Raw genomic sequence first — 19,192 nt, 5'->3', positions numbered from 1 at the left:
ACCGGGGGCGGGCCTCAATGGCGGGCGGGGCGGAAACCCTGCCCTGCCGCGACGAAGGTCAGCCCTTCAGCAGCTTCAGCCCGGCATCCAGCGAGCCATCGCGGATGTCATCCCTCAGCGCATCCGTCAGCGCCGCCAGGTCGCGCGTCCGCATCGCCGCCAGCATCCGCTTGTGGTGATCCTCGGCGTTCAGCGCGTCGAAACCGTTCAGCACCTGGCGCTGGAACGGGCCCAGCTGCAGCCAGATGCTTTCGATCATCGGCAGGGCGGGTTGGGCCGGGTTCAGCCCGTAAAGCCGCTTGTGAAAGGCCTGGTTCAGCCGCGTCAGCGCATCCAGATCGCCCGCCGCCACCGCCGCATCCATCTGCAGGTCGGTCTGCGTCAGTTCGTCGATCACCACATCCGTCAGCCAGGGAAAGGCGCGCTCGGCCGCGTGGACCTCCAGCGTCAGGCGCAGGCGCACCAGTTCCTCGAAGCGCGCGGCATCCATCACCGGCACCTGCAGGCGGCGGTTGCCCAACACGTCGATGGCCTGTTCGGAATGCAGCCGCCGCACCGCCTCGCGCACCGGCGTCGGGCTGAGCGACAGCGCCTCGGCCAGACCACGGAAGGTCAGCCCCCGCCCCGGCGGCAAGGCCCCCAGCAGGATCGCGTTGCGCAGCCTTGCATAGGCATGGTCCTGCACCGTCAGCCCCGCATCATGGGGCACCTCGGGGATCTGGCTCATTTTCTGTTCACCTCACGCGGCGAGGATATGCGCCATCGAGGGCGCGCTTGACTCGATTCAAAATGCTATCACATACTGAAAAAAGCTATCACAAAATGACCCCGGGGAGTTGAAAATGGACAAGGCCGAAGCCGAGCGCTGGCTGGCAGAACGCCCGGAGATCGAGACGATCTTCGCCTGCATCTGCGATCTGAACGGGGTGATGCGCGGCAAGCGGGTGCCGGCGGAACAGATCGACAAGATCGTCGAGGGCAGCCTGCGGATGCCGCTGTCGCTGCTGTCGATGGATGTCTGGGGCGAGGATATCGAGGGCAACGACCTGGTCTTCGACACGGGCGACGCCGACGGGCTGTGCGATTTCACCGGCCGCTCGCTGTCGCCGGTCGACTGGACGTCGCGGCCCGCGGCCTTTGCCCAGCTGTGGATGCGGCAAGAGGACGGCACGCCCTTCGCCGGTGATCCGCGCCGGGCGCTGGCCGACATCGTGGCGCGCTACAAGGCCCTTGGGCTGACGCCGGTGGTGGCCACGGAACTGGAATTCTACGTCTGCGACCCGTCGAATGCCGCACCGCAGCCGCCGCGCTCGCCGGTGACGGGCAAGCGGCTGGACAGCGACGGCGCCCTGTCGCTGGACGAATTGCAGCATTTCGACGCTTTCCTGAACGAGGTCTACGATGCCTGCCGCGCCCAGGGCATCCCCGCCGATGCCGCGATCAGCGAAAACGGCGCCGGCCAGTTCGAGATCAACCTGCTGCATGTCGCCGACGCGATGGAGGCCGCCGATGACGCGGTCCTCTTCAAGCGGCTGGTGCGCGGCATCGCGCGCCGTCACGGCTTTGCCGCCACCTTCATGGCGAAACCCTATGGCGAACGCGCCGGCAGCGGGATGCATGTCCATTTCTCGTTGCAGGACGACACCGGGCGCAACGTCTTCGACAATGGCGGCACCGACGGCAGCCCGCTGCTGCTGAATGCGGTGGCGGGGCTGCTGGCGACGATGCACGAGAACACCCTGGTCTGGGCGCCGCATGAAAACTCGTTCCGGCGGCTGCTGCCCGGGGCCCATGCGCCTTCGGCCATCGCCTGGGGCTATGAAAACCGCACCACCGCAATCCGCATCCCCGGCGGCAGCCCCAAGGCGCGGCGGATCGAACACCGCGTCGCCGGGGCCGATGCCAATCCCTACCTGGTGCTGGCCTCGATCCTGGGCGGCGCGCTGGTGGGCATCGAACGCCAGATGGTGCCGCCGCCCCCCGTCATCGGCGATGCCTATTCGCAGGATCTCGACCACCTGCCCCCGGACTGGGCCTCGGCCATCGAAAGCTTCGCGCGCGGCCAGCTGGTCGGCCAGATCTATGCCCGCCGCCTGCAACGGATGTTCGTGCAGTGCAAGCAGCAGGAACTGGGCCGCTTCACCCGCCACGTCACCGATTTCGAATACCACAGCTATCTGGAGTCCGTCTGATGGCCAGCAGCTACGCCGGAGACGGCGCACATACCGGCAGCTACTACGCCGCCTCCGCCAACCCCTCGCCCGAACGCCCCGCCCTGAAAGGCGCAGTTCAGGCCGACATCTGCGTCGTGGGCGCGGGCTATTCGGGCCTGTCGACGGCGCTGCACCTGGCGGAAAAGGGCTATCAGGTGACGCTGCTGGAAGGCGCCCGCGTCGGCTGGGGCGCCTCGGGGCGCAACGGCGGCCAGATCGTCAACGGGCTGAACGCCAGCCTGCAGACCATCGGGCGCCGCTACGGCGCCGACACCGCGCGCTTCGTGGCGGGCCTGGCGCTGGAAGGCGGCACCATCATCCGCGAGCGCGTCGCCACCTACGCCATCCAGTGCGATCTGAAGCCCGGCAACGTCTTCACCGCGATGAACGGCAAGCACATGAAAGAGCTGGAGGAGATGCTTGCGCTCTGGCAGGGATACGGCCTCGACTGCCTGCAGATGCTCGACCGCAAAGCCCTCGCCCAGCACGTCAAAAGCGATCTCTACACCGGCGGCATGATCGACCACATGGGCGGCCACATGCACCCGCTGAACCTCGCCCTGGGCGAGGCCGCGGCGCTCGAATCCCTCGGCGGCACGATCCACGAACATTCCCCCGTGATCGCCGTCGATACCGAGGCCCCCCGCCCGGTGATCCGCACCGCCCAAGGCCAGGTCACCGCCCGCATCCTGGTGCTGACCGGCAATGCCTACCTCGGCTCCGTGGTGCCCCAGCTCGAAAACCGCGTCATGCCGGTCTCGACCCAGGTCATGGCCACCAAACCCCTGGGCGAGGCGCTCGCGCGCGAACTCATGCCCGCCGACACCTGCGTCGAGGACCTGCGCTATGTCCTCGACTACTACCGCATGTCGGCCGACCATCGGCTGCTCTTCGGCGGCGGCGTGGTCTACGGTGGCCGCGACCCGGCCGACATCCGCAAAAGCCTGATCGGCAACCTCGCCCGCGTCTTCCCCCAGCTGGCCGACGTGCAGATCGACCACGCCTGGTCCGGCAATTTCGCGCTCTCGTTCAGCCGGGTACCGCAGATGGGCCGCCTCGGCCCCGCCACCTATTTCGCACAAGGCTACAGCGGCCACGGCATCACCGGATCGCACATGTACGGCCGCATCCTGGCCGAGGCGATCCACGGCGACACCACCCGTTTCGACACTTTCGCGGCCCTGCCCTGGATCCCCTTCCCGGGCGGGCGCACCTTCCGCGTCCCCTACACGGTCATGGGCGCCTGGTGGTACATGCTGCGCGACAGGCTGGGCCTCTGAGCCGCTCATTTTCTTGTTTCAAATACCTCGGGGGGATCGGCCGCAGGCCGATGGGGGCAGCGCCCCCTGCCCGCCCGCAAAAAGGCCCGCCGGATCGCTCCGACGGGCCTTTCCCTTTCAGATGGCGCCTTCATCGCGCCTTCCAGATTGCGACGCCTTCACATCACGTCAGACGTCACGGCTTGCCGAACCACTCGGTCTCCAGCACGACCTCCAGTCGCGCCTTTTCCTCGGCGGCACTCGCCGCCGCGACCAGCGCATAGCGCCCGGCCGGGGCCACCCAGCCGCTGCGGGCCACGTCGTAATAGGCCAGGTCCCGCAGCGTCACGGTGATCTCGGCCAGCCCCGTCTCGCCCGGGTCCAGCGCCAGCTTGGCAAAGCCCTTCAGCTCTTTCACCGGACGCGCCACCGGCGCCTCGGCCGGCACGACGTAGACCTGCACCACCTCGGCCCCCCTGCACGCGCCCGCATTGGTCACCGGCACCCGCAGCGTCACGCCCGCCTCGGTCATCCGGGACGCCGACACCTCGGCCGTGCCCCAGTCGAAGGCCGTGTAGCTCAGCCCGTAGCCGAAGGGGAACAGCACCGGGGCGTTCTTGCCATCGTGGAAACGATACCCCACGAAGACCCCCTCGTCATAGCGCACATGGCCATCCGCGCCGGGATAGGAAATCGCCTCGTCGCTCCAGGCGGAATTGTCCTTCATCGCCACAGGGAAGGTCTGCGGCAGGCGGCCACCCGGGGCCACCCGGCCCAGCAGCACATCCGCCATGGCATGGCCAACCTCCTGGCCGGGATACCAGAACTGCAGCACGCCACGGACCTTGTCCAGCCAGGGCATCTCGATCGGGCCGCCGGTCTGCAGCACCACGACGGTCTGCGGGTTGGCGGCCGCCACCGCCTCGATCAGCGCCACCTGATCACCCGGCAGCTCCATATGCGGCAGGTCATGGCCTTCGCTGTCCCATTCCTCGTTCCGGCCGACAAAGACCAGCGCCACGTCCTGACGCGCCGCCAGCGCCGCGGCAGCGGCGATGTCCTCGGCACCCATCGGCTTTTCGATGCCGAAACGCAGCGCCCGCACGGTGATGCCGTCATCGGGATGGTCGGGGGAATAGTAGTCGATGCGCAGCCGGTAAGTGCGGCCCGCTTCAAGCGTCACGTCGGCATGGCGTTCGTCATTGGCCAGCCCGAAGAAGTTCATGCCCTTCTGCCAGCCGGTCTCGCCGTCGATGATCTCGGCCCCGTCCAGATAGGCGCGCGCAAAGCCCGCGTTCAGCAGGCCCGCCCGCCAGGTGCCGCTTTCGTCGGGCGTGAATTCGGCCTCGATGCGGACCGAGAAATTGTCCTGGTCGAAATCCTTCACCGGCAGGTCGAACCAGAAGAAGTTCGCTTCCTCCTCGGTCATCACATGCATCGGCGCGCCTTCGAACCGGCGGCCCTGGAAGAACGATAGCGTCAGCTTGCCCTTCAGCACCTCGATCAGCCGGTTGTTCGAGCACCCCGTCGCATGGGCCACCTTGTCCGCGCCAAGCGCCGCCGTCAGACCGTCCAGCGGGCTGATCCGGTAAGGCGCATTGATCTGCGCCGAGCCCCCGCCCATGATCCGCGCCACCGCCGCATTGGGCCCGATCGCCGCGACCGAGGGCGTGCCCGCCAGCGGCAGGATGCCGTCGTTCTTCAGCAGCACCGCGCCATCCGCGCCCAGCCGCCGGATCAGCGCGCCGGTGGCGGGATCGTCGCGGGTGGTCTCGGCCTCGGGGCCCGCACTTTCGAAGGCGCCGACGCGCTCGAAGAGCTTCAGCAAACGGCCGCAGGCGGCACGGATGGTTTCAGGCGCAACTTCGCCCGCCTGCACGGCTTCCAGCAGCTTGGCACCACGGAAACGCGCCGGGCCCGGCATTTCCAGGTCGTGCCCGGCATTGATGGACTCGGCCGTGGAATTGGTGCCGAACCAGTCCGACATGAAGATGCCGTCATAGCCCCAGTCGCCGCGCGCCACATCGGTCATGGCCCAGGCGTGGCTGTCCATATGGGTGCCGTTCAGCCGGTTGTAGCCGGTCATCACCGCCCAGACGCCCGCCTTCTTCACCGCCGCCTCGAAGGGCGCCAGGTAGATCTCGCGCAGGGTGCGTTCATCCACGTCCGAGGAAATCGTCTGGCGCTGGATCTCGGAGTCATTGGCGACGAAATGCTTGATCGTGGCGCCAACGCCCTGCGCCTGCAGACCCTCGATATAGGCCACCGCCAGGGCGCCGGTCAGCATCGGGTCCTCGGAATAGCATTCGAAGTTGCGCCCGTTCAGACCCGAGCGGTGGATGTTCACCGTCGGCGCCAGCAGCACCCGCGCGCCCTTCGAGCGCGCCTCGGCCGCCAGCTCCGCGCCCATCTCGGCCGCGGCTTCGGTGTTCCAGGACGCCCCGACCGAGATCGCGCAGGGGAAGGCTGCGGCCTTGGTGCCATTGGTCAGGCCGCCGGCACCGCGCGCGCCGTTCGGCCCGTCGGAAACCTTGACGCGGGGAATGCCCAGACGCTCGACCGGGACGGTGGTCCAGAAATCGGCGCCGGCCAGCAGCGAGACCTGCTCCTCTGGCGTCAGCGCATCCAGCAGTGCCTCGATGTCCACGGGGGAGGAGGCAGAGAAATCCTTGCTCATGGGAACCTCTTGTTGTTCAGGAACCGGGTCTGACCCGGTGGATGGCCCGGTGCGCCGCGCCGCAGGCAGGGCGGCCTGGCGCGCCCCGGGCCGGGCCGTCAGCGCACGCCGCGCACCGGCAGGATGAAGACGGCGCCGAGGAAGGCCGCAATGGCCGCCACGGTATAAAGCAGGCTGTAGTTGTTGCCGGCGCCAACGCTGAGGAAGATCGGCGCGATGGCAGGCGCCAGCGCCTGCGGCACCGCATTGGCGATGTTGAAGACGCCAAGGTCCTTGGCGGCATCGGTTTCCCGGTTGGGCAGCACATCGACGACCAGCGCCTGGTCGACCGCCAGGTAGATCCCCAGCCCCACCGCCGAAACGCCAATCGCCAGGTAGAACATCGGCAGCGCATCGGCGACGATCAGGATGGCAATGCCAAGCGCATAGATCACCGAAGAGCCGATGACGAAGGGCTTGCGCCGCTTCATCCGGTCCGAGGCCCAGCCCGCCAGGTAGGACGACAGGATCACGCAGATCGCCGTGGTCAGCATGGAGTTGAACATGATGCCACCGATCCGGGCCTGCTCGACCTTCAGCACGTCGGTCAGGAAGTAGACCTGATAGGTCATCAGCACGGCGAAGCCGAACAGCACCATGAAGCGGCTGCCCCAGGCCCAGGCGAAATCGGGCGCCTTGCGCGGGTTCACCCAGAACGAGCCCAGAAGCCCCGCCAGCGCATTGTCGGGCCGCGCGACATGATCGCTGGGCGCGTCGCGGTAGGTCAGCACGAACAGCATGACCGCCGCCAGGCCGATGATCGCCGGGCCGGTAAAGATGATGGCGCCGGTGCCGGTGACCGAGAAGATCCAGCTGCCCAGCATCAGCGCGATGTAGATCGCCATCCCCGCCAGCGACGACACCCGGCCGCGCTGGTGTTCGGGCACGCAGTCGGGCACCACCGCGATGATCGCCGCCAGCGCCGCGTTGTAAAGGCCCTGCGCCAGCGCCCAGCAGAGGCCGATGACGAACAGGCTGTCGGTCTGCGAAATCACCAGCGTCGCCAGCGTGCCGCCGACGATGCCCAGCACCATCCAGGGCTTGCGCCGGCCAAAGCGCGAGCGGGTCATGTCCGACAGCCGCCCGAACAACGGGTTGGCGATCAGCGCCATCAGCGCCCCCAGCCCCAGGATCGACCCCAATGCCGAGCCCTTCGTCGCCGGGGCGATTTCGCCCACACGGACCGCCAGCGTCATCGCCGGCGGCGTCATCAGCACCAGGTAGACGCCGATATAGGCCAGGAAATACCGCAGGATGAAAAAGCCGCTGACCTCTTGTACCGGCACCTCGGCCGGGGCGCCCGGACTGATGGTCTCTTCGTAAACGCTCATGATGCTCCTCCCTATCGGATGCTCTCTAACATGCAGAGGCACCCCGCTCCGGCGGCTGACCCGTGTGCCCGAGTCAGCCGCCGCAACGGCCTCCGCCCTGCCAAAACCTATAGAGCGGTAGGTTTTCATGTAAAGGGAGTTTGAACGGACGTTGCGTCGTGGCCAGCCTGCCCGCCGAACCGCCCCGGTTGACCTTTGCGACCCCCTACGGGACACTGCCCGACCGGCGCGGCCCTGCGCGGGCCAGGCAGGAAGGGACGGAAATGACAGCGAAACAGACGACGACGGGCCCGCGCGGCAGCTATCGCAAGGGGCTAAAGCGCCGGACCGAGATCGTCTCGGCGGCGCTGCGCATCTTTGGCAAATCGGGCTATCAGAATGCCTCTTTCGCGGCCGTGGCCGAGGATGTCGGCCTGACCCTGCCGGGGCTGCTGCACCACTTTCCGCGTAAGGTCGACCTGCTGGTGGCGGTGCTGGAAAAGCGCGACGAGGACATGCGCGCCCTCTTTCCGGTGGCCGGGCACGACTGGCAGGCGACGCTGAAGGCGCTGATCCTGGTCGCCCGCCACAACGAGACGATCCCCGGCGTGGTGCGTGCCTTCGCGCTGTTGTCGGTGGAAAGCCTGACCGAGGATCACCCGGCCGCCGACTGGTTCCAGGAGCGCACCGACGAAACCCGCGAAATGATCGCCCACGCCTTCCGCACCGGCCTGGCCGAGGGCACGCTGAAGCCCGGCAGTGATCCCGGCGCCCTGGCCTCGGAGGTGATGGCGATCATGGACGGGCTGCAAGAGCAATGGCTGCGCGCGACGGGCGATTTTGACATGAGCGGCATCTTCGCCGCCTATGTCGACCGGCTGATCGCAGACCGCCGCTGCTGAGCCCCCGCCCGGCCGCACCGGCGCGCGTGACCCTGATGCCATGTCGGGCGGCGCCCTGACGCGGGTTCCGGCGGGGGCAGCCTTGGGGGGCCTGCCGCGCGACGGCGGTGGCCCGGGCGCCCCCCTTCAACCGGCCAGCACTGTCGGGTCTTGATCGAGCGGAGGCCCGCGCGCGGGGCCCTCAGCGGCGGGGCTTGCGGCCGGCCTGAAGGTTCTCGATGATCTGGCGCAGCACGCCCTCGGTCAGCGCCAGGTGTTCGGGCGGGATGCCCTGCAGGGCATGGCCATAGACCTGCTCGGCCTTGTCGCGCATCTTCGCGCGCAGCAGCTTGCCCTCGTCCGAGATATGCACCAGCTTGGCGCGGCTGTCGCTGGGATCGACCTCGCGACGGACCAGGCCGATGCCCTCCAGCCGCTCGACCACGTCGCTGATGGTCATCGCGCCCGCCTTCAGCGCGGCGCCCAGGCTGGTCTGGGTCTGGCTGTCGCGCTCGCACAGCGCCGCCAGCACGCGCCATTGCAGCAGCGTCAGCTTGTAGGGCTTCGCTTCGCGCTCGAACTCGCGCTTCAGAAGGCTGGCGGCCTCGTGCATCTGCAGGCCGATGCTCTTCATGCAGGTTCCTTTCGCGATGGGCGGTGGGGGCGACCCCGGCGGGATAGTGAAGCCGCCCGCAAGAGTAAACCCTGCGCACCCGCACGAGCGCAGTCGACAGCAGCAGCCTGACGGGGATAAGCTCAACCTCAGGAGGAGTCGAGGGACATGCGCCACGGGTGCCATCCCGGCACCCGGCGCGGTCCGCCAGGGCACATAAGCACCACTTCGCCATGCCGACCCGCTTCAATGCGTCAGGGGATTGCATGATTTCCGGCGACAGGCCATCAGAGAGCGGGGAGCCGTTTGGCAGGATGTTGCCCATTCTGACATGAACGTGTTTTCAATGCGGCATCGGCGCCGCACCATGCGAGTCGACAATATATGACAAGCCACGGGTCCACCGGGGCGCAGTACGAGAGCAGGAGCACAGTTAAACAGTGCCAACACATGACGCGAGGGACAGCGACACTTCCTCCGCTGCGGGCGTGAGGCCCTTCCAGGTCCGTGGACGTTTCCTGACCGCGATCGCGCTGCGGATCGAGACCGACCGCGCCGACGCCGCCTTCTACAGCACGCTGGACACGCAGCTTCAGCAGACCCCGCAGTTCTTCCCCGAAGCCCCCATGGTGCTGGATTTCGAGAAGGCGCCCGGGTTCACCCAGGCGGCCCAGATCCGCATCCTGGTCGAGCAGCTGCGCCGTCGCAAGCTGATGGTCTTTGGCGTCCAGAGCGCCAATGCCGAACAGCTGCAGGCCGCCGCCCAGCTGGGGCTGATCGCCATTCCCGCAGGCCGCGAGGCGCCGATCCCCGAACGCCGGGGCGCCGCCCCTGCCAGCCCGGCCGATCCCGCCCAGGCGCCGCGCCCGGCGACCGAGAACAAGCTGATCACCGCCCCCGTGCGTTCGGGGCAGACGGTGGTGGCGGAACATGGCGACCTGACGATCCTGGGCTCGGTGGCCTCGGGGGCGGAACTGGTTGCAGCCGGCAACATCCACGTCTACGGCCCCCTGCGTGGCCGGGCGATGGCAGGCGTGCACGGCGACGAGAGCGCGCGCATCTTCTGCCAGCACCTTGATGCGGAACTGCTGGCGATTGCCGGCCTCTACCGGACCAGCGACACGATCGATGCCGCGCTGCGCAAACGCGCGGTGCAGGTGTTCCTCGAAGATGACAGACTGCGCATGGAGGCGCTCGGATGACGAAGGACAAAGAAGACAAGAAGACGCCTCTGGGGAAGGTCATCGTGATCACCTCCGGCAAGGGCGGGGTCGGCAAGACGACCTCGGCCGCGGCGATCTCGGCGGGGCTGGCAAAGCTTGGCCACAAGACGGTGGTCATCGACTTTGACGTCGGCCTGCGCAACCTCGACATGATCATGGGCTGCGAACGTCGGGTGGTCTTCGACTTTATCAACGTCATCCAGGGTGATGCGCGGCTGAAGCAGGCGCTGATCAAGGACAAGCGCGACGAGAACCTGTTCATCCTGCCGACCTCGCAGACCCGCGACAAGGATGCGCTGACCCAGGAAGGCGTCGAAAAGGTCCTGAACGAGCTGAAGGAAGAATTCGACTACATCATCTGCGACAGCCCCGCGGGCATCGAACGCGGCGCGCAGATGGCGATGTATTTCGCCGACGAGGCCGTCATCGTCACCAACCCCGAGGTGTCCTCGGTGCGTGACAGCGACCGGATGCTGGGGCTGCTGTCGTCGCGCACCGCCCGGGCCGAGGCCGGCAAGGATGCCGTCAAGGCGCAGGTCCTGCTGACCCGCCATGACCAGGGCCGCATCGACAAGGGCGAGATGATGACCGTCGAGGACGTGCTGGAGATCCTGGCGGTGCCGCTGCTGGGCATCATCCCGGAAAGCCAGGCGGTTCTGCGGGCCTCGAACGTCGGCTCTCCGATTACGCTGCTGGAGGATTCCTCTTCGGCGAAATCGGCCTATGAAGATGCCGTGGCGCGTCTGACGGGCAAGAAGGTGGATATGCGTGTAGAGGCCGAGCGTCGCCCCGGTCTGTTCAGCCGACTGTTCGGGCGCACGGCATGAGTCTATTCGGATTCAGCTTCAAGCCCCGCAAGAAAGGTTCCGCCGAAACGGCAAAGGACCGGCTGCAGATCCTGCTGGCGCACGAGCGTTCGGCCGGCAGCGGCGCCCCCGATTACCTGCCTCAGCTTCAGCGCGACATCATCGAGGTCGTGAAGAAGTACATCCAGGTCGAACAGGACGATGTCGAGATCCGCATGGAACGCGGCAGCGAACTGTCCAGCCTGGAAATCAATATCGAAGTCCCGGCCACCAAGGCCAAGGACGAGGTGAAATCCGCGACAAAGGCCGAAACGGCCAAGTCCTGACGACCGCCGCGCGTTGATCTGGTGACGCGGCGCATGGTATCTGACGAGTGACTCCATGCGCCGCGCTTCGCCGGCGCGACAGAAGACGACGAGCGCGGGCCCCGCCCGCAGGGACCGGCACGGATCAGAAGCGGCAGCCAGCCGCCGGTATCGCCCCCCCCTTTCGCTCGAAGGTTTCGGTCCGGTGTCCCGGGTCGGTCCCTCCTTCCCCCCGGAACAGACGAAGCCGCCGTGACGGGGACACGCCATGGGTAGTGACGACAGACGCAAACTGACGGACGAGGCCGGGCGCCTTGCGGCCCTGCGACGGACCGCGATCCTGGACACCCCGCCCGAAGAACCCTTCGACCGCATCACCGAACTGGTCCGCACCGTGCTGGGGGTGCCCATCGCCCATGTCAGCCTGGTCGACAAGGACCGGGTCTGGCTGAAATCTGTGGTGGGCCTGGCGATGCGCGGCGCGCCCCGCAACCAGTCCTTCTGCACCCATACCGTCCAGAGCTACGAACCCCTGGTGGTGCCCGATGCGACGCTCGACCCGCGCTTTGCCGGGCTCGAGGCCGTCACCGGCCCGGTCGGGCTGCGCGCCTATCTGGGCATTCCGCTGGTCAGCGCGGATGGTTACGCGATCGGCGCGCTTTGCGCCCTCGACACCACTGCACATGCGTTTTCCGCCACCGATATCGCGACGCTGCAGGGCTTTGCCAAACTGGTCATGAAAGAGCTGGAGCTGCGCCAGATCGCCATGAGCGACGCGCTGACCGGTGCCATGACCCGCCGCGGCTGGATGGAGATGGTCGAGCGCGAGATCGCCCAGACCCGCGCCGAAGGCATGCCCGCCGCGCTGGTGCTGATGGACATCGACCATTTCAAGCGCATCAACGACACCCATGGCCATGCCACCGGCGACCTGGTGCTGTGCGAGGTTTCGCAGACCTGCTTTGCCACGCTGCGCGACAGCGACCTGATGGCCCGCGTCGGCGGCGAGGAATTCGCCGTCCTTCTGCCCCATACCGATGCCCGGGGCGCGGCCGAAGTCGCCGAAAGGCTGCGTGCGGCCATTGCCCAGCGGCTGATCCGCCCCAGCGACAGCACCGGGCTGCTGCATGTCACGGCAAGCTTCGGCGTCAGCGCCCTGTCGGACACGATCACCGGCGTCGAGGACTGGTTAAGCACCGCCGATGCGCTGCTCTACCGGGCCAAGACCGAGGGGCGCAACCTCTGCCGCGTGGCCTAGAGGGCCTTTTCCATCCGCGCGTTGGGCAGGCTCTGGCCGCGGCGTTCGACCAGATGACGGTACCGCACCACATAGCCCGCACGGCGGAACATCGGTTCGGCCGCAAGGCTGACGTCCACATCCAGCCGTTCAAGGCCCTGGTCGCGCGCCAGCGCCTCGATCGCGGCCAGCAGCGCCCGGCCCAGGCCCCGCCCGGCGGCCTCGGGGCGGCAGTAGAAACAGTCGATATGGCCGCCGGGCATCAGCTCGATGAAGGCCAGGGGCCGGTCGTCTTCATCCACCGCCACCTGCACCTGCCGGGCCGCCATGCGTGCCTGCATCCGCGCGGTCTCCATCGGCGCCGGGCTCCAGGCGGCGCGCTGCGCGGCGTCGTAGAAGGCGCAGGTGCCGCGCTGCACCGCCTCGTGCAGCACCCCGGCCAGATCCGCCGCATCACCGGGCCGGGCGGGCCTGAGGCGGGGCTTGGCATCAGTGATAGACATTGGCTATCAAACTTTCAGATCCAATCAATTTCCTGTATCCATCCCGATTTGTCATTGTGTCCCCAGAGGCTTCGGCCCCCCCGGGTCCCTCCCAGACCCGGTCTCCCAACGCTACCGAGGACAGTTCCATGGCGCTCATCAACACGAAGATCAAACCCTTCCAGGCCAAGGCCTACAAGCAGGGCAGCTTCATCGACGTCTCCGATGCCGACATTGCCGGCAAATGGGCGATCTTCTTCTTCTACCCCGCCGATTTCACCTTCGTCTGCCCGACCGAGCTGGGCGACCTGGCGGATTACCATGACGAGCTGACGGGCCTGGGCGTCGAGGTGTTCTCGGTCTCGACCGACACGCATTTCACCCACAAGGCCTGGCACGACAGCTCGGACACCATCGGCAAGATCAACTATGCCATGATCGGCGACCCGGTCGGCATGATCACCCGCAACTTCGACGTGATGCGCGAAGCCGAAGGTCTGGCCGACCGCGCCACCTTCGTCGTCGACCCCGATGGCGTCATCCAGGCGATGGAAATCACCGCCGAGGGCATCGGCCGCGACGCCTCGACCCTGGTCAACAAGATCAAGGCCGCGCAATACGTCCGCTCGCACCCCGGCGAGGTCTGCCCCGCCAAGTGGAAAGAAGGCGCCGAGACCCTGGCGCCGTCGCTGGAACTGGTCGGCAAGATCTGATCCCGGCCCGCTGTCCCCGGCACCGGCCGGGGGCAGCCCCCCCAATTCCCCCAAAGACCTTTCATCCGAATCCTCCCGATGGCCCCCTCCCGGCCAGCGGCCGGAACAGCCATGTCCGATCAGGAGACCTCCCCATGCTCGACGCTTCCCTGAAGACCCAACTTGCCGCCTATCTGGAACGGCTGGTGCGCCCGGTCGTCATCGTCACCTCGGCCGACGACAGCGCCCGCTCGGCCCAGATGCTGGAACTGGTGACCGAGATCGCGGCCCTGTCCGACAAGGTGACGGTGGAAACCGGCGGCACCGATGCACGCCGTCCGTCCTTCGCGCTGACCTCGCCCGGGCAGGACATTTCGCTGCGCTTTGCCGGCCTGCCGATGGGGCATGAATTCACCTCGCTGGTGCTGGCGCTGCTGCAGACGGGCGGCTACCCGCCCAAGGTCGAGGCCGAGCTGATCGAGCAGATCAAGGGCATCCAGGGCGATTTCACCTTCGAGACCTATTTCAGCCAGTCCTGCCAGAACTGCCCCGACGTGGTGCAGGCGCTGAACCTGATGGCGGTGCTGAACCCCAACCTGCGCCACGTTGCCATCGACGGATCCGATTTCCAGTCCGAGGTCGAAACCCGCCAGGTGATGAGCGTGCCGACCGTCTACCTGAACGGCCAGGTCTTCGGTCAGGGCCGGATGGAGCTGGCCGAGATCGTCCAGAAGATCGACACCTCGGGCGCCGACCGCCAGCTGGACAAGCTGAACGCCAAGGACGCCTTCGACGTGCTGGTGGTGGGCGGTGGCCCCGCCGGTGCCGCAGCCGCCATCTATGCGGCGCGCAAGGGCATCCGCACCGGTGTCGCGGCACAGCGTTTCGGCGGCCAGGTGCTGGACACCATGTCGATCGAGAACCTGATCTCGGTGCCGCATACCGAAGGGCCGCGTCTGGCGACGGCGCTGGAAACCCACGTCAGGGAATATGACGTCGACATCATGAACCTGCAGACCGCCACCGCCATCGCGCGGGCGGGCGATCTGCTGGAGGTGACGCTGGAAAACGGCGCGACGCTGCGTTCCAAGACGCTGATCCTGTCGACTGGCGCCCGCTGGCGCTCGATGGGGGTGCCGGGCGAGGAAGAGTACCGCAACCGCGGCGTCACCTACTGCCCGCATTGCGATGGCCCCCTCTTCAAGGGCAAGCGCGTGGCGGTGATCGGCGGCGGCAATTCGGGCGTCGAGGCGGCGATTGATCTGGCGGGCATCGTGGCCCATGTGACGCTGGTGGAATTCGACAGCCAGCTGCGCGCCGACGCGGTGCTGCAGCGCAAGCTGAAAAGCCTGCCGAACGTGTCGATCGTGGTGAACGGGCGCTCGACCGAAGTGACCGGCGACGGCCAGAAAGTGACCGGTCTGAACTATACCGACCGCGTGTCGGGGGCTGCGCATACCATCCCGCTCGAGGGGATCTTCGTGCAGATCGGCCTGCTGCCCAACACCGATTTCCTGAAGGGCAGCATCGATCTGACCCCGCGCGGCGAGATCGTGGTGGATGCCCATGGCGCGACCTCGATGGCAGGGGTCTTCGCGGCCGGTGACTGCACCACCGCGCCCTACAAGCAGATCGTCATCGCCATGGGATCGGGCGCGACCGCCTCGCTTGCGGCCTTCGATCACCTGATCCGCAGCTCGGCCCCGGCCGAGGCCACCGAAAAGGCCGCCTGATCCGCAGGCAGCGACCGGCCGCCCCCGCCCGGGGCGGCCCTTTGACGCTTTACTTTCCGCCGGTTTCGCCGCACCCCGGCGACATGACCCTGCGCGAACTGCAATACCTTGTCGAACTGGCCCGGCTGCGCAATTTCCACCGCGCGGCCGAAGTGTGCAACGTCAGCCAGCCGACGCTTTCGACCCAGATCCGCAAGCTGGAGGAAAGCCTTGGCGTCCAGCTGATCGAGCGCAACCGCCGCAAGGTCCTGCTGACCCCGGTGGGCGAGGAAATCGTCGCCCGCGCCCAGAAGATCCTGCACGAGGCCCGCGACATCCGCGAGATCGCCGCCCGCAACCAGGCCCCCGACACCGGCCGCCTGCGCCTTGGCGCCTTCCCGACGCTGGGCCCCTACCTGCTGCCCGCCCTGCTGCCCGAACTTGGCCGCCAGTTCCCGCAGTTGCAGATCCAGCTGGTCGAGGAGAAATCCCAGCAGCTGGTGACGATGGTGCGCAACGGCCAGCTGGATGCGGCGCTGCTGGCGCTCCCGGTCGAGGACGACAGCCTGCAGGTGACGGAACTGTTCGAGGAACCCTTCCTGCTGGCCGTTCCCGAGGGCCATGCACTGGCCGCCCAGGCGCCGCTGCTGCTGCATGACCTTGGCGCGCATCACCTGATGTTGCTGGAGGACGGCCATTGCCTGCGCGACCAGACGATGAACCTGTGCCGCCGCTTCGGCGCCGCCGAGACCGAAGATTTCCGCGCCACCAGCCTCGAGACCCTGCGCCAGATGGTGGCCGCCGGCATGGGGATCACCCTGCTGCCGGCGCTGGCGACGCGGGGGCCGCTGGCGGCCAACAGCAACCTGCGCCTGCTGCGCTTTGCCGATGATCCGAATCCCGGGCGGCACATCGGGCTGGTCTGGCGGCGGACTTCGGCGATGGTGCCGCTGCTGCGTCAGGTCGCCCGCATCGCCCGCGACGTGCCGCGCGCGCTGCTGCAGGACTGCCCCGCCTGCGGCTGAGGGGCCCCCTCTGGCCCCCTGCCCGACGCCCATCGCCCCGGGTCCTCGGGCGCCGGGCAGGACCTGATGCCGCTGCCGGGGGGGGCCGCGTGACACCCCCATCGGACTTGGCCGGACCGGGAACAGTGTTCGCCCTTCGGCACTCCCGGGACGCCCTGTTCCTGGTCTGGCAGCCAAGGGCAGCCGGACGGGGAAATCGTCCCTCGTGTCCTCAGGCCTTCCGGCTTTCCGCAGGGCCCTGTCCTTCACCCCGGGATCGCGCTTTGCCTTGCGGCCCGGCGCCCGCCTCATTTGTCCGCCCGAGGTCCTGCGCGGCAATCCGTCCCCAGGTCCGCCCGGCACGGGGCGCGCCCCGTCCTTGCCCCCATTCCGGCCCAAGGCCCGCCCTGCGCGCCCCGTACCGCCGGGGCCTGGCCCCTTCCGCATCACCGCTCTGCCGGTCACAGACCGAAGCACAGGCTGCAGCACGACCGAAGGTCCCGGGGGCCTCGGCGACGGGCTGGCTTCGGGCCCTTTCCGCGGTGGCTTCCGGCGCCCGCGCAGCGCGCCCTTCCAGGGCGGCTTCCGCCCCTTGCTGCAGCCCCTTCCGCGGTGGCCCTGCCCCCGGGGTGCGGCACCGGCCCGGCGGCTACACCGCCACCGCGCGGCGCCAGGGCACGGCGAACTGGCCCAGCAGCGCGGCCATCGCGGCCTCGTCGGCACCGGGCGCGGGGGCGACCAGCGCCGTCAGCCCCTGCCTGCGGTCATCGACCACCGCCGTCACCTGCGCGGCAATGCCCGCCTTCGACAGCTCGGCATTCAGCACCCGGGCAATCGCCATCTGCCGCAGCCCCGGCTTGAAGACCTTGCCCACGGCGGTCTTCGGCAGGGCGGGCAGGATCTCGACATGCTTGGGACGGGCCGCGCGTTCGTGGACGTGGCGCGCGCAATGCGCCATCAGATCCTCGGGGGTGACGGTGGCATCGCGAACCAGTTCCACATAGGCGCAGGGCAGTTCGCCCGCCCGCGCATCGGGCTGGCCGATGGCCCCCGCGAAGGCGACGGCCGGATGCGCCAGCAGCGCCTCCTCGATCTCGGCCGGGTCGATATTGTGGCCGCCGCGGATGATCAGGTCCTTCTTGCGGCCGGTGATGAACAGGTAGCCCTCGGGATCAAGCCGCCCCAGATCGCCCGTCCGCAGGAACCGCTCCTGATGGAACAGGCCAAGGTTCTTCGCCGCCTCCGTATAGGTCGAGCCGGGATAGACCCCGGGGCTGGCGATGCAGATCTCTCCGACCTCGTCGGGGCCGCATTCGCGCAGGCTGTCGCTGTCGTGGTCAAAGATGCGCACCTCGGTATAGGGGAAGGGCACCCCGACCGAGCCATGCTTGCGCGGCCCCTCGTCGGGGTTGCACGACACCAGGCAGGTGGCCTCGGTCAGGCCGTAGCCTTCCAGGATGGTGACGCCGGTCGCCTCCTCGAAGCGGCGGAACAGCTCCTTCGGCAGCGGCGCCGACCCCGAGAACGCCAGCTTGAGCGCCGACAGATCGGCATTCACCGGCCGCTGCATCAGCGCCGAGATCGCCGTCGGGACCGCGATCAGGAAGGTCGTCCCGTAGCGTTCGCACAGCTTCCACAGGTTGTCGCAGACGCCCTCTCCGCGATAGCCCGCAGGGGTCGGGAAGACGATATGCGCCCCCGACATGCAGGCCCCCATCAGCATCACCTGGCAGGCGAAGACATGGAACAGCGGCAGCGGGCACATGATGCTGTCGTTCTCGTCAAACAGCAGCGTCGTGCCGATCCAGGCGTTGTAGACCACCCCCGAGGCCAGATGCCGCGCCACCTTCGGCACGCCGGTGGTGCCCCCGGTATGGAACAGGGCGACGATGCGGTCCTCCTCGGGGTCGTCGAAATCCAGCCGCCGGCCGCGCCGGTCCAGTTCCGCCCCGAAGGCGCGGATATCGGCATGGTGATCGGGGCCGGGCCCGGGCCGCATCAGCCCCGCGATCCAGCTTTTCGGCGGCGAGAGATAGCCCATCAGGTCAACCTCCAGCACGGTCTGCACGCAGGGCGCATGGCGCACCGCCTCGGCCGCCTTCTGCGCCACGTCGGCCTTTGGAAAGCTTTTCAGCGTGACGACGACGCGGGCCTCGTTCTCGCGCAGGATGGCGGCGATGTGTTCGGGCTCCAGCAGCGGGTTGATCGGGCTGACGCGGCCCGCGATCATCCCGCCCAGCGTCGCCACCACCGTCTCAAGGCAGTTCGGCAGGATCAGCGCCACCGTGTCGTCAGGGCCCACACCCAGGCTGCGGAACAGGTTCGCCGCCTGCACCGCGCGGTCATGCAGCTCGGCCCAGCTCAGCGTGTGGATCCGATCCTTCGGCCCGGACTGCAGCTGGAACGACACCGCCTTGTGCGCCGGAAAGGCCTGCGCCGTGGCGGCCAGCATCCGGTGCAGCGTGGATGGCACGTCGCGCTCCGCCCAGGGCATCTCGGCGGTCAGCCTGATCGCGTCAGGCACACCTGAAAAGGTCATGACTCCTCCCTTTCATGTCCTCCCCATGTCGGACGGACAAGGCCGGCCGGCCCGGAAGGCCCCGGGGAAACACCCCACAACCCTGCCGTGCAGAACCACCTTAACAGGCCGCGATGAAAAGGAAACACCTGCCGTCACCAGCCCCACGGGACCGGCGGGGCGATGCCCGTCCCCCAAGGGGACGGGCAGGGCCGCGCGAC

The 19,192-nt window shown here is 68.0% G+C and carries 16 protein-coding genes; 10 read left to right on the top strand and 6 right to left on the bottom strand.

Annotated elements, in window-relative coordinates:
* Positions 1–58 precede the first annotated feature (58 nt).
* Positions 59–727, bottom strand: a complete 669-nt coding sequence (locus tag AC2ITM_RS06475) for a GntR family transcriptional regulator (protein WP_486469006.1) — start codon at positions 725–727, stop codon at positions 59–61.
* Positions 728–842: 115 nt separating this feature from the next.
* Here AC2ITM_RS06475 and AC2ITM_RS06470 point away from each other — a divergent pair, with 115 nt between their 5' ends.
* The gene (locus AC2ITM_RS06470; RefSeq protein WP_486469005.1) at positions 843–2,192 is read left to right on the top strand and encodes a glutamine synthetase family protein; all 1,350 of its coding nucleotides are present in this window, start codon (positions 843–845) and stop codon (positions 2,190–2,192) included.
* A complete protein-coding gene (locus AC2ITM_RS06465) occupies positions 2,192–3,493 on the top strand; it encodes an NAD(P)/FAD-dependent oxidoreductase (RefSeq protein ID WP_486469004.1) in 1,302 nt (433 codons plus the stop codon). Before AC2ITM_RS06470 ends, AC2ITM_RS06465 begins: the two co-directional genes overlap by 1 nt.
* A gap of 175 nt (positions 3,494–3,668) precedes the next feature.
* Here the strand turns inward: AC2ITM_RS06465 and AC2ITM_RS06460 are convergent, their stop codons facing one another.
* Together AC2ITM_RS06460 and AC2ITM_RS06455 are read right to left on the bottom strand one after the other, a co-directional pair.
* On the bottom strand, positions 3,669–6,149 hold the full coding sequence (locus tag AC2ITM_RS06460; protein ID WP_486469003.1) for a beta-glucosidase: 2,481 nt from the start codon (positions 6,147–6,149) through the stop codon (positions 3,669–3,671).
* A 98-nt stretch (positions 6,150–6,247) separates the two neighbouring features.
* On the bottom strand, positions 6,248–7,519 hold the full coding sequence (locus AC2ITM_RS06455; protein ID WP_486469002.1) for an MFS transporter: 1,272 nt from the start codon (positions 7,517–7,519) through the stop codon (positions 6,248–6,250).
* A 263-nt stretch (positions 7,520–7,782) separates the two neighbouring features.
* Between AC2ITM_RS06455 and AC2ITM_RS06450 the strand changes: the two genes are divergently transcribed.
* On the top strand, positions 7,783–8,400 hold the full coding sequence (locus AC2ITM_RS06450; protein WP_486469001.1) for a TetR/AcrR family transcriptional regulator: 618 nt from the start codon (positions 7,783–7,785) through the stop codon (positions 8,398–8,400).
* A 181-nt stretch (positions 8,401–8,581) separates the two neighbouring features.
* Here AC2ITM_RS06450 and AC2ITM_RS06445 read toward each other — a convergent pair whose 3' ends face one another.
* Complete coding sequence (locus AC2ITM_RS06445) at positions 8,582–9,013, bottom strand: MarR family winged helix-turn-helix transcriptional regulator (protein ID WP_486469000.1); 432 nt, start codon at positions 9,011–9,013, stop codon at positions 8,582–8,584.
* A gap of 467 nt (positions 9,014–9,480) precedes the next feature.
* Between AC2ITM_RS06445 and minC the strand changes: the two genes are divergently transcribed.
* The 4 genes from minC to AC2ITM_RS06425 all read left to right on the top strand — a co-directional run bounded on the left by minC (position 9,481) and on the right by AC2ITM_RS06425 (position 12,584).
* On the top strand, positions 9,481–10,194 hold the full coding sequence (gene minC, locus AC2ITM_RS06440; protein ID WP_486468999.1) for a septum site-determining protein MinC: 714 nt from the start codon (positions 9,481–9,483) through the stop codon (positions 10,192–10,194).
* Complete coding sequence (minD, locus tag AC2ITM_RS06435) at positions 10,191–11,042, top strand: septum site-determining protein MinD (protein WP_486468998.1); 852 nt, start codon at positions 10,191–10,193, stop codon at positions 11,040–11,042. Before minC ends, minD begins: the two co-directional genes overlap by 4 nt.
* A complete protein-coding gene (gene minE / locus AC2ITM_RS06430) occupies positions 11,039–11,347 on the top strand; it encodes a cell division topological specificity factor MinE (protein ID WP_486468997.1) in 309 nt (102 codons plus the stop codon). The genes minD and minE overlap by 4 nt, the downstream gene beginning before the upstream one ends.
* A 247-nt stretch (positions 11,348–11,594) precedes the next feature.
* Complete coding sequence (locus AC2ITM_RS06425) at positions 11,595–12,584, top strand: sensor domain-containing diguanylate cyclase (protein WP_486468996.1); 990 nt, start codon at positions 11,595–11,597, stop codon at positions 12,582–12,584.
* Here AC2ITM_RS06425 and AC2ITM_RS06420 read toward each other — a convergent pair.
* Entirely contained in the window at positions 12,581–13,066 is a 486-nt protein-coding gene (locus tag AC2ITM_RS06420; protein ID WP_486468995.1) for a GNAT family N-acetyltransferase, read from the bottom strand. The two genes, AC2ITM_RS06425 and AC2ITM_RS06420, sit on opposite strands and share 4 nt — an antisense overlap.
* A gap of 128 nt (positions 13,067–13,194) precedes the next feature.
* On the opposite strand from AC2ITM_RS06420, the gene ahpC reads away from it, so the two are divergent.
* The 3 genes from ahpC (at position 13,195) to AC2ITM_RS06405 (ending at position 16,474) form a co-directional block, all read left to right on the top strand.
* The gene (ahpC, locus tag AC2ITM_RS06415; protein ID WP_486468994.1) at positions 13,195–13,758 is read left to right on the top strand and encodes an alkyl hydroperoxide reductase subunit C; all 564 of its coding nucleotides are present in this window, start codon (positions 13,195–13,197) and stop codon (positions 13,756–13,758) included.
* A 134-nt stretch (positions 13,759–13,892) separates the two neighbouring features.
* Positions 13,893–15,470: an alkyl hydroperoxide reductase subunit F gene (ahpF, locus tag AC2ITM_RS06410; RefSeq protein ID WP_486468993.1), complete on the top strand. Its 1,578-nt coding sequence runs from the start codon at positions 13,893–13,895 to the stop codon at positions 15,468–15,470.
* A 41-nt stretch (positions 15,471–15,511) separates the two neighbouring features.
* Positions 15,512–16,474, top strand: a complete 963-nt coding sequence (locus AC2ITM_RS06405) for a LysR substrate-binding domain-containing protein (protein ID WP_486468992.1) — start codon at positions 15,512–15,514, stop codon at positions 16,472–16,474.
* A 628-nt stretch (positions 16,475–17,102) separates the two neighbouring features.
* On the opposite strand, the gene AC2ITM_RS06400 is transcribed toward AC2ITM_RS06405, so the two are convergent.
* Complete coding sequence (locus AC2ITM_RS06400) at positions 17,103–18,992, bottom strand: acyl-CoA synthetase (protein WP_486468991.1); 1,890 nt, start codon at positions 18,990–18,992, stop codon at positions 17,103–17,105.
* Positions 18,993–19,192: the final 200 nt, after the last annotated feature.

The sequence above is a fragment of the Pseudooceanicola sp. NS-SX9 genome (assembly GCF_057380705.1).
This window is presented reverse-complemented; position numbering and strand designations above follow the sequence as displayed.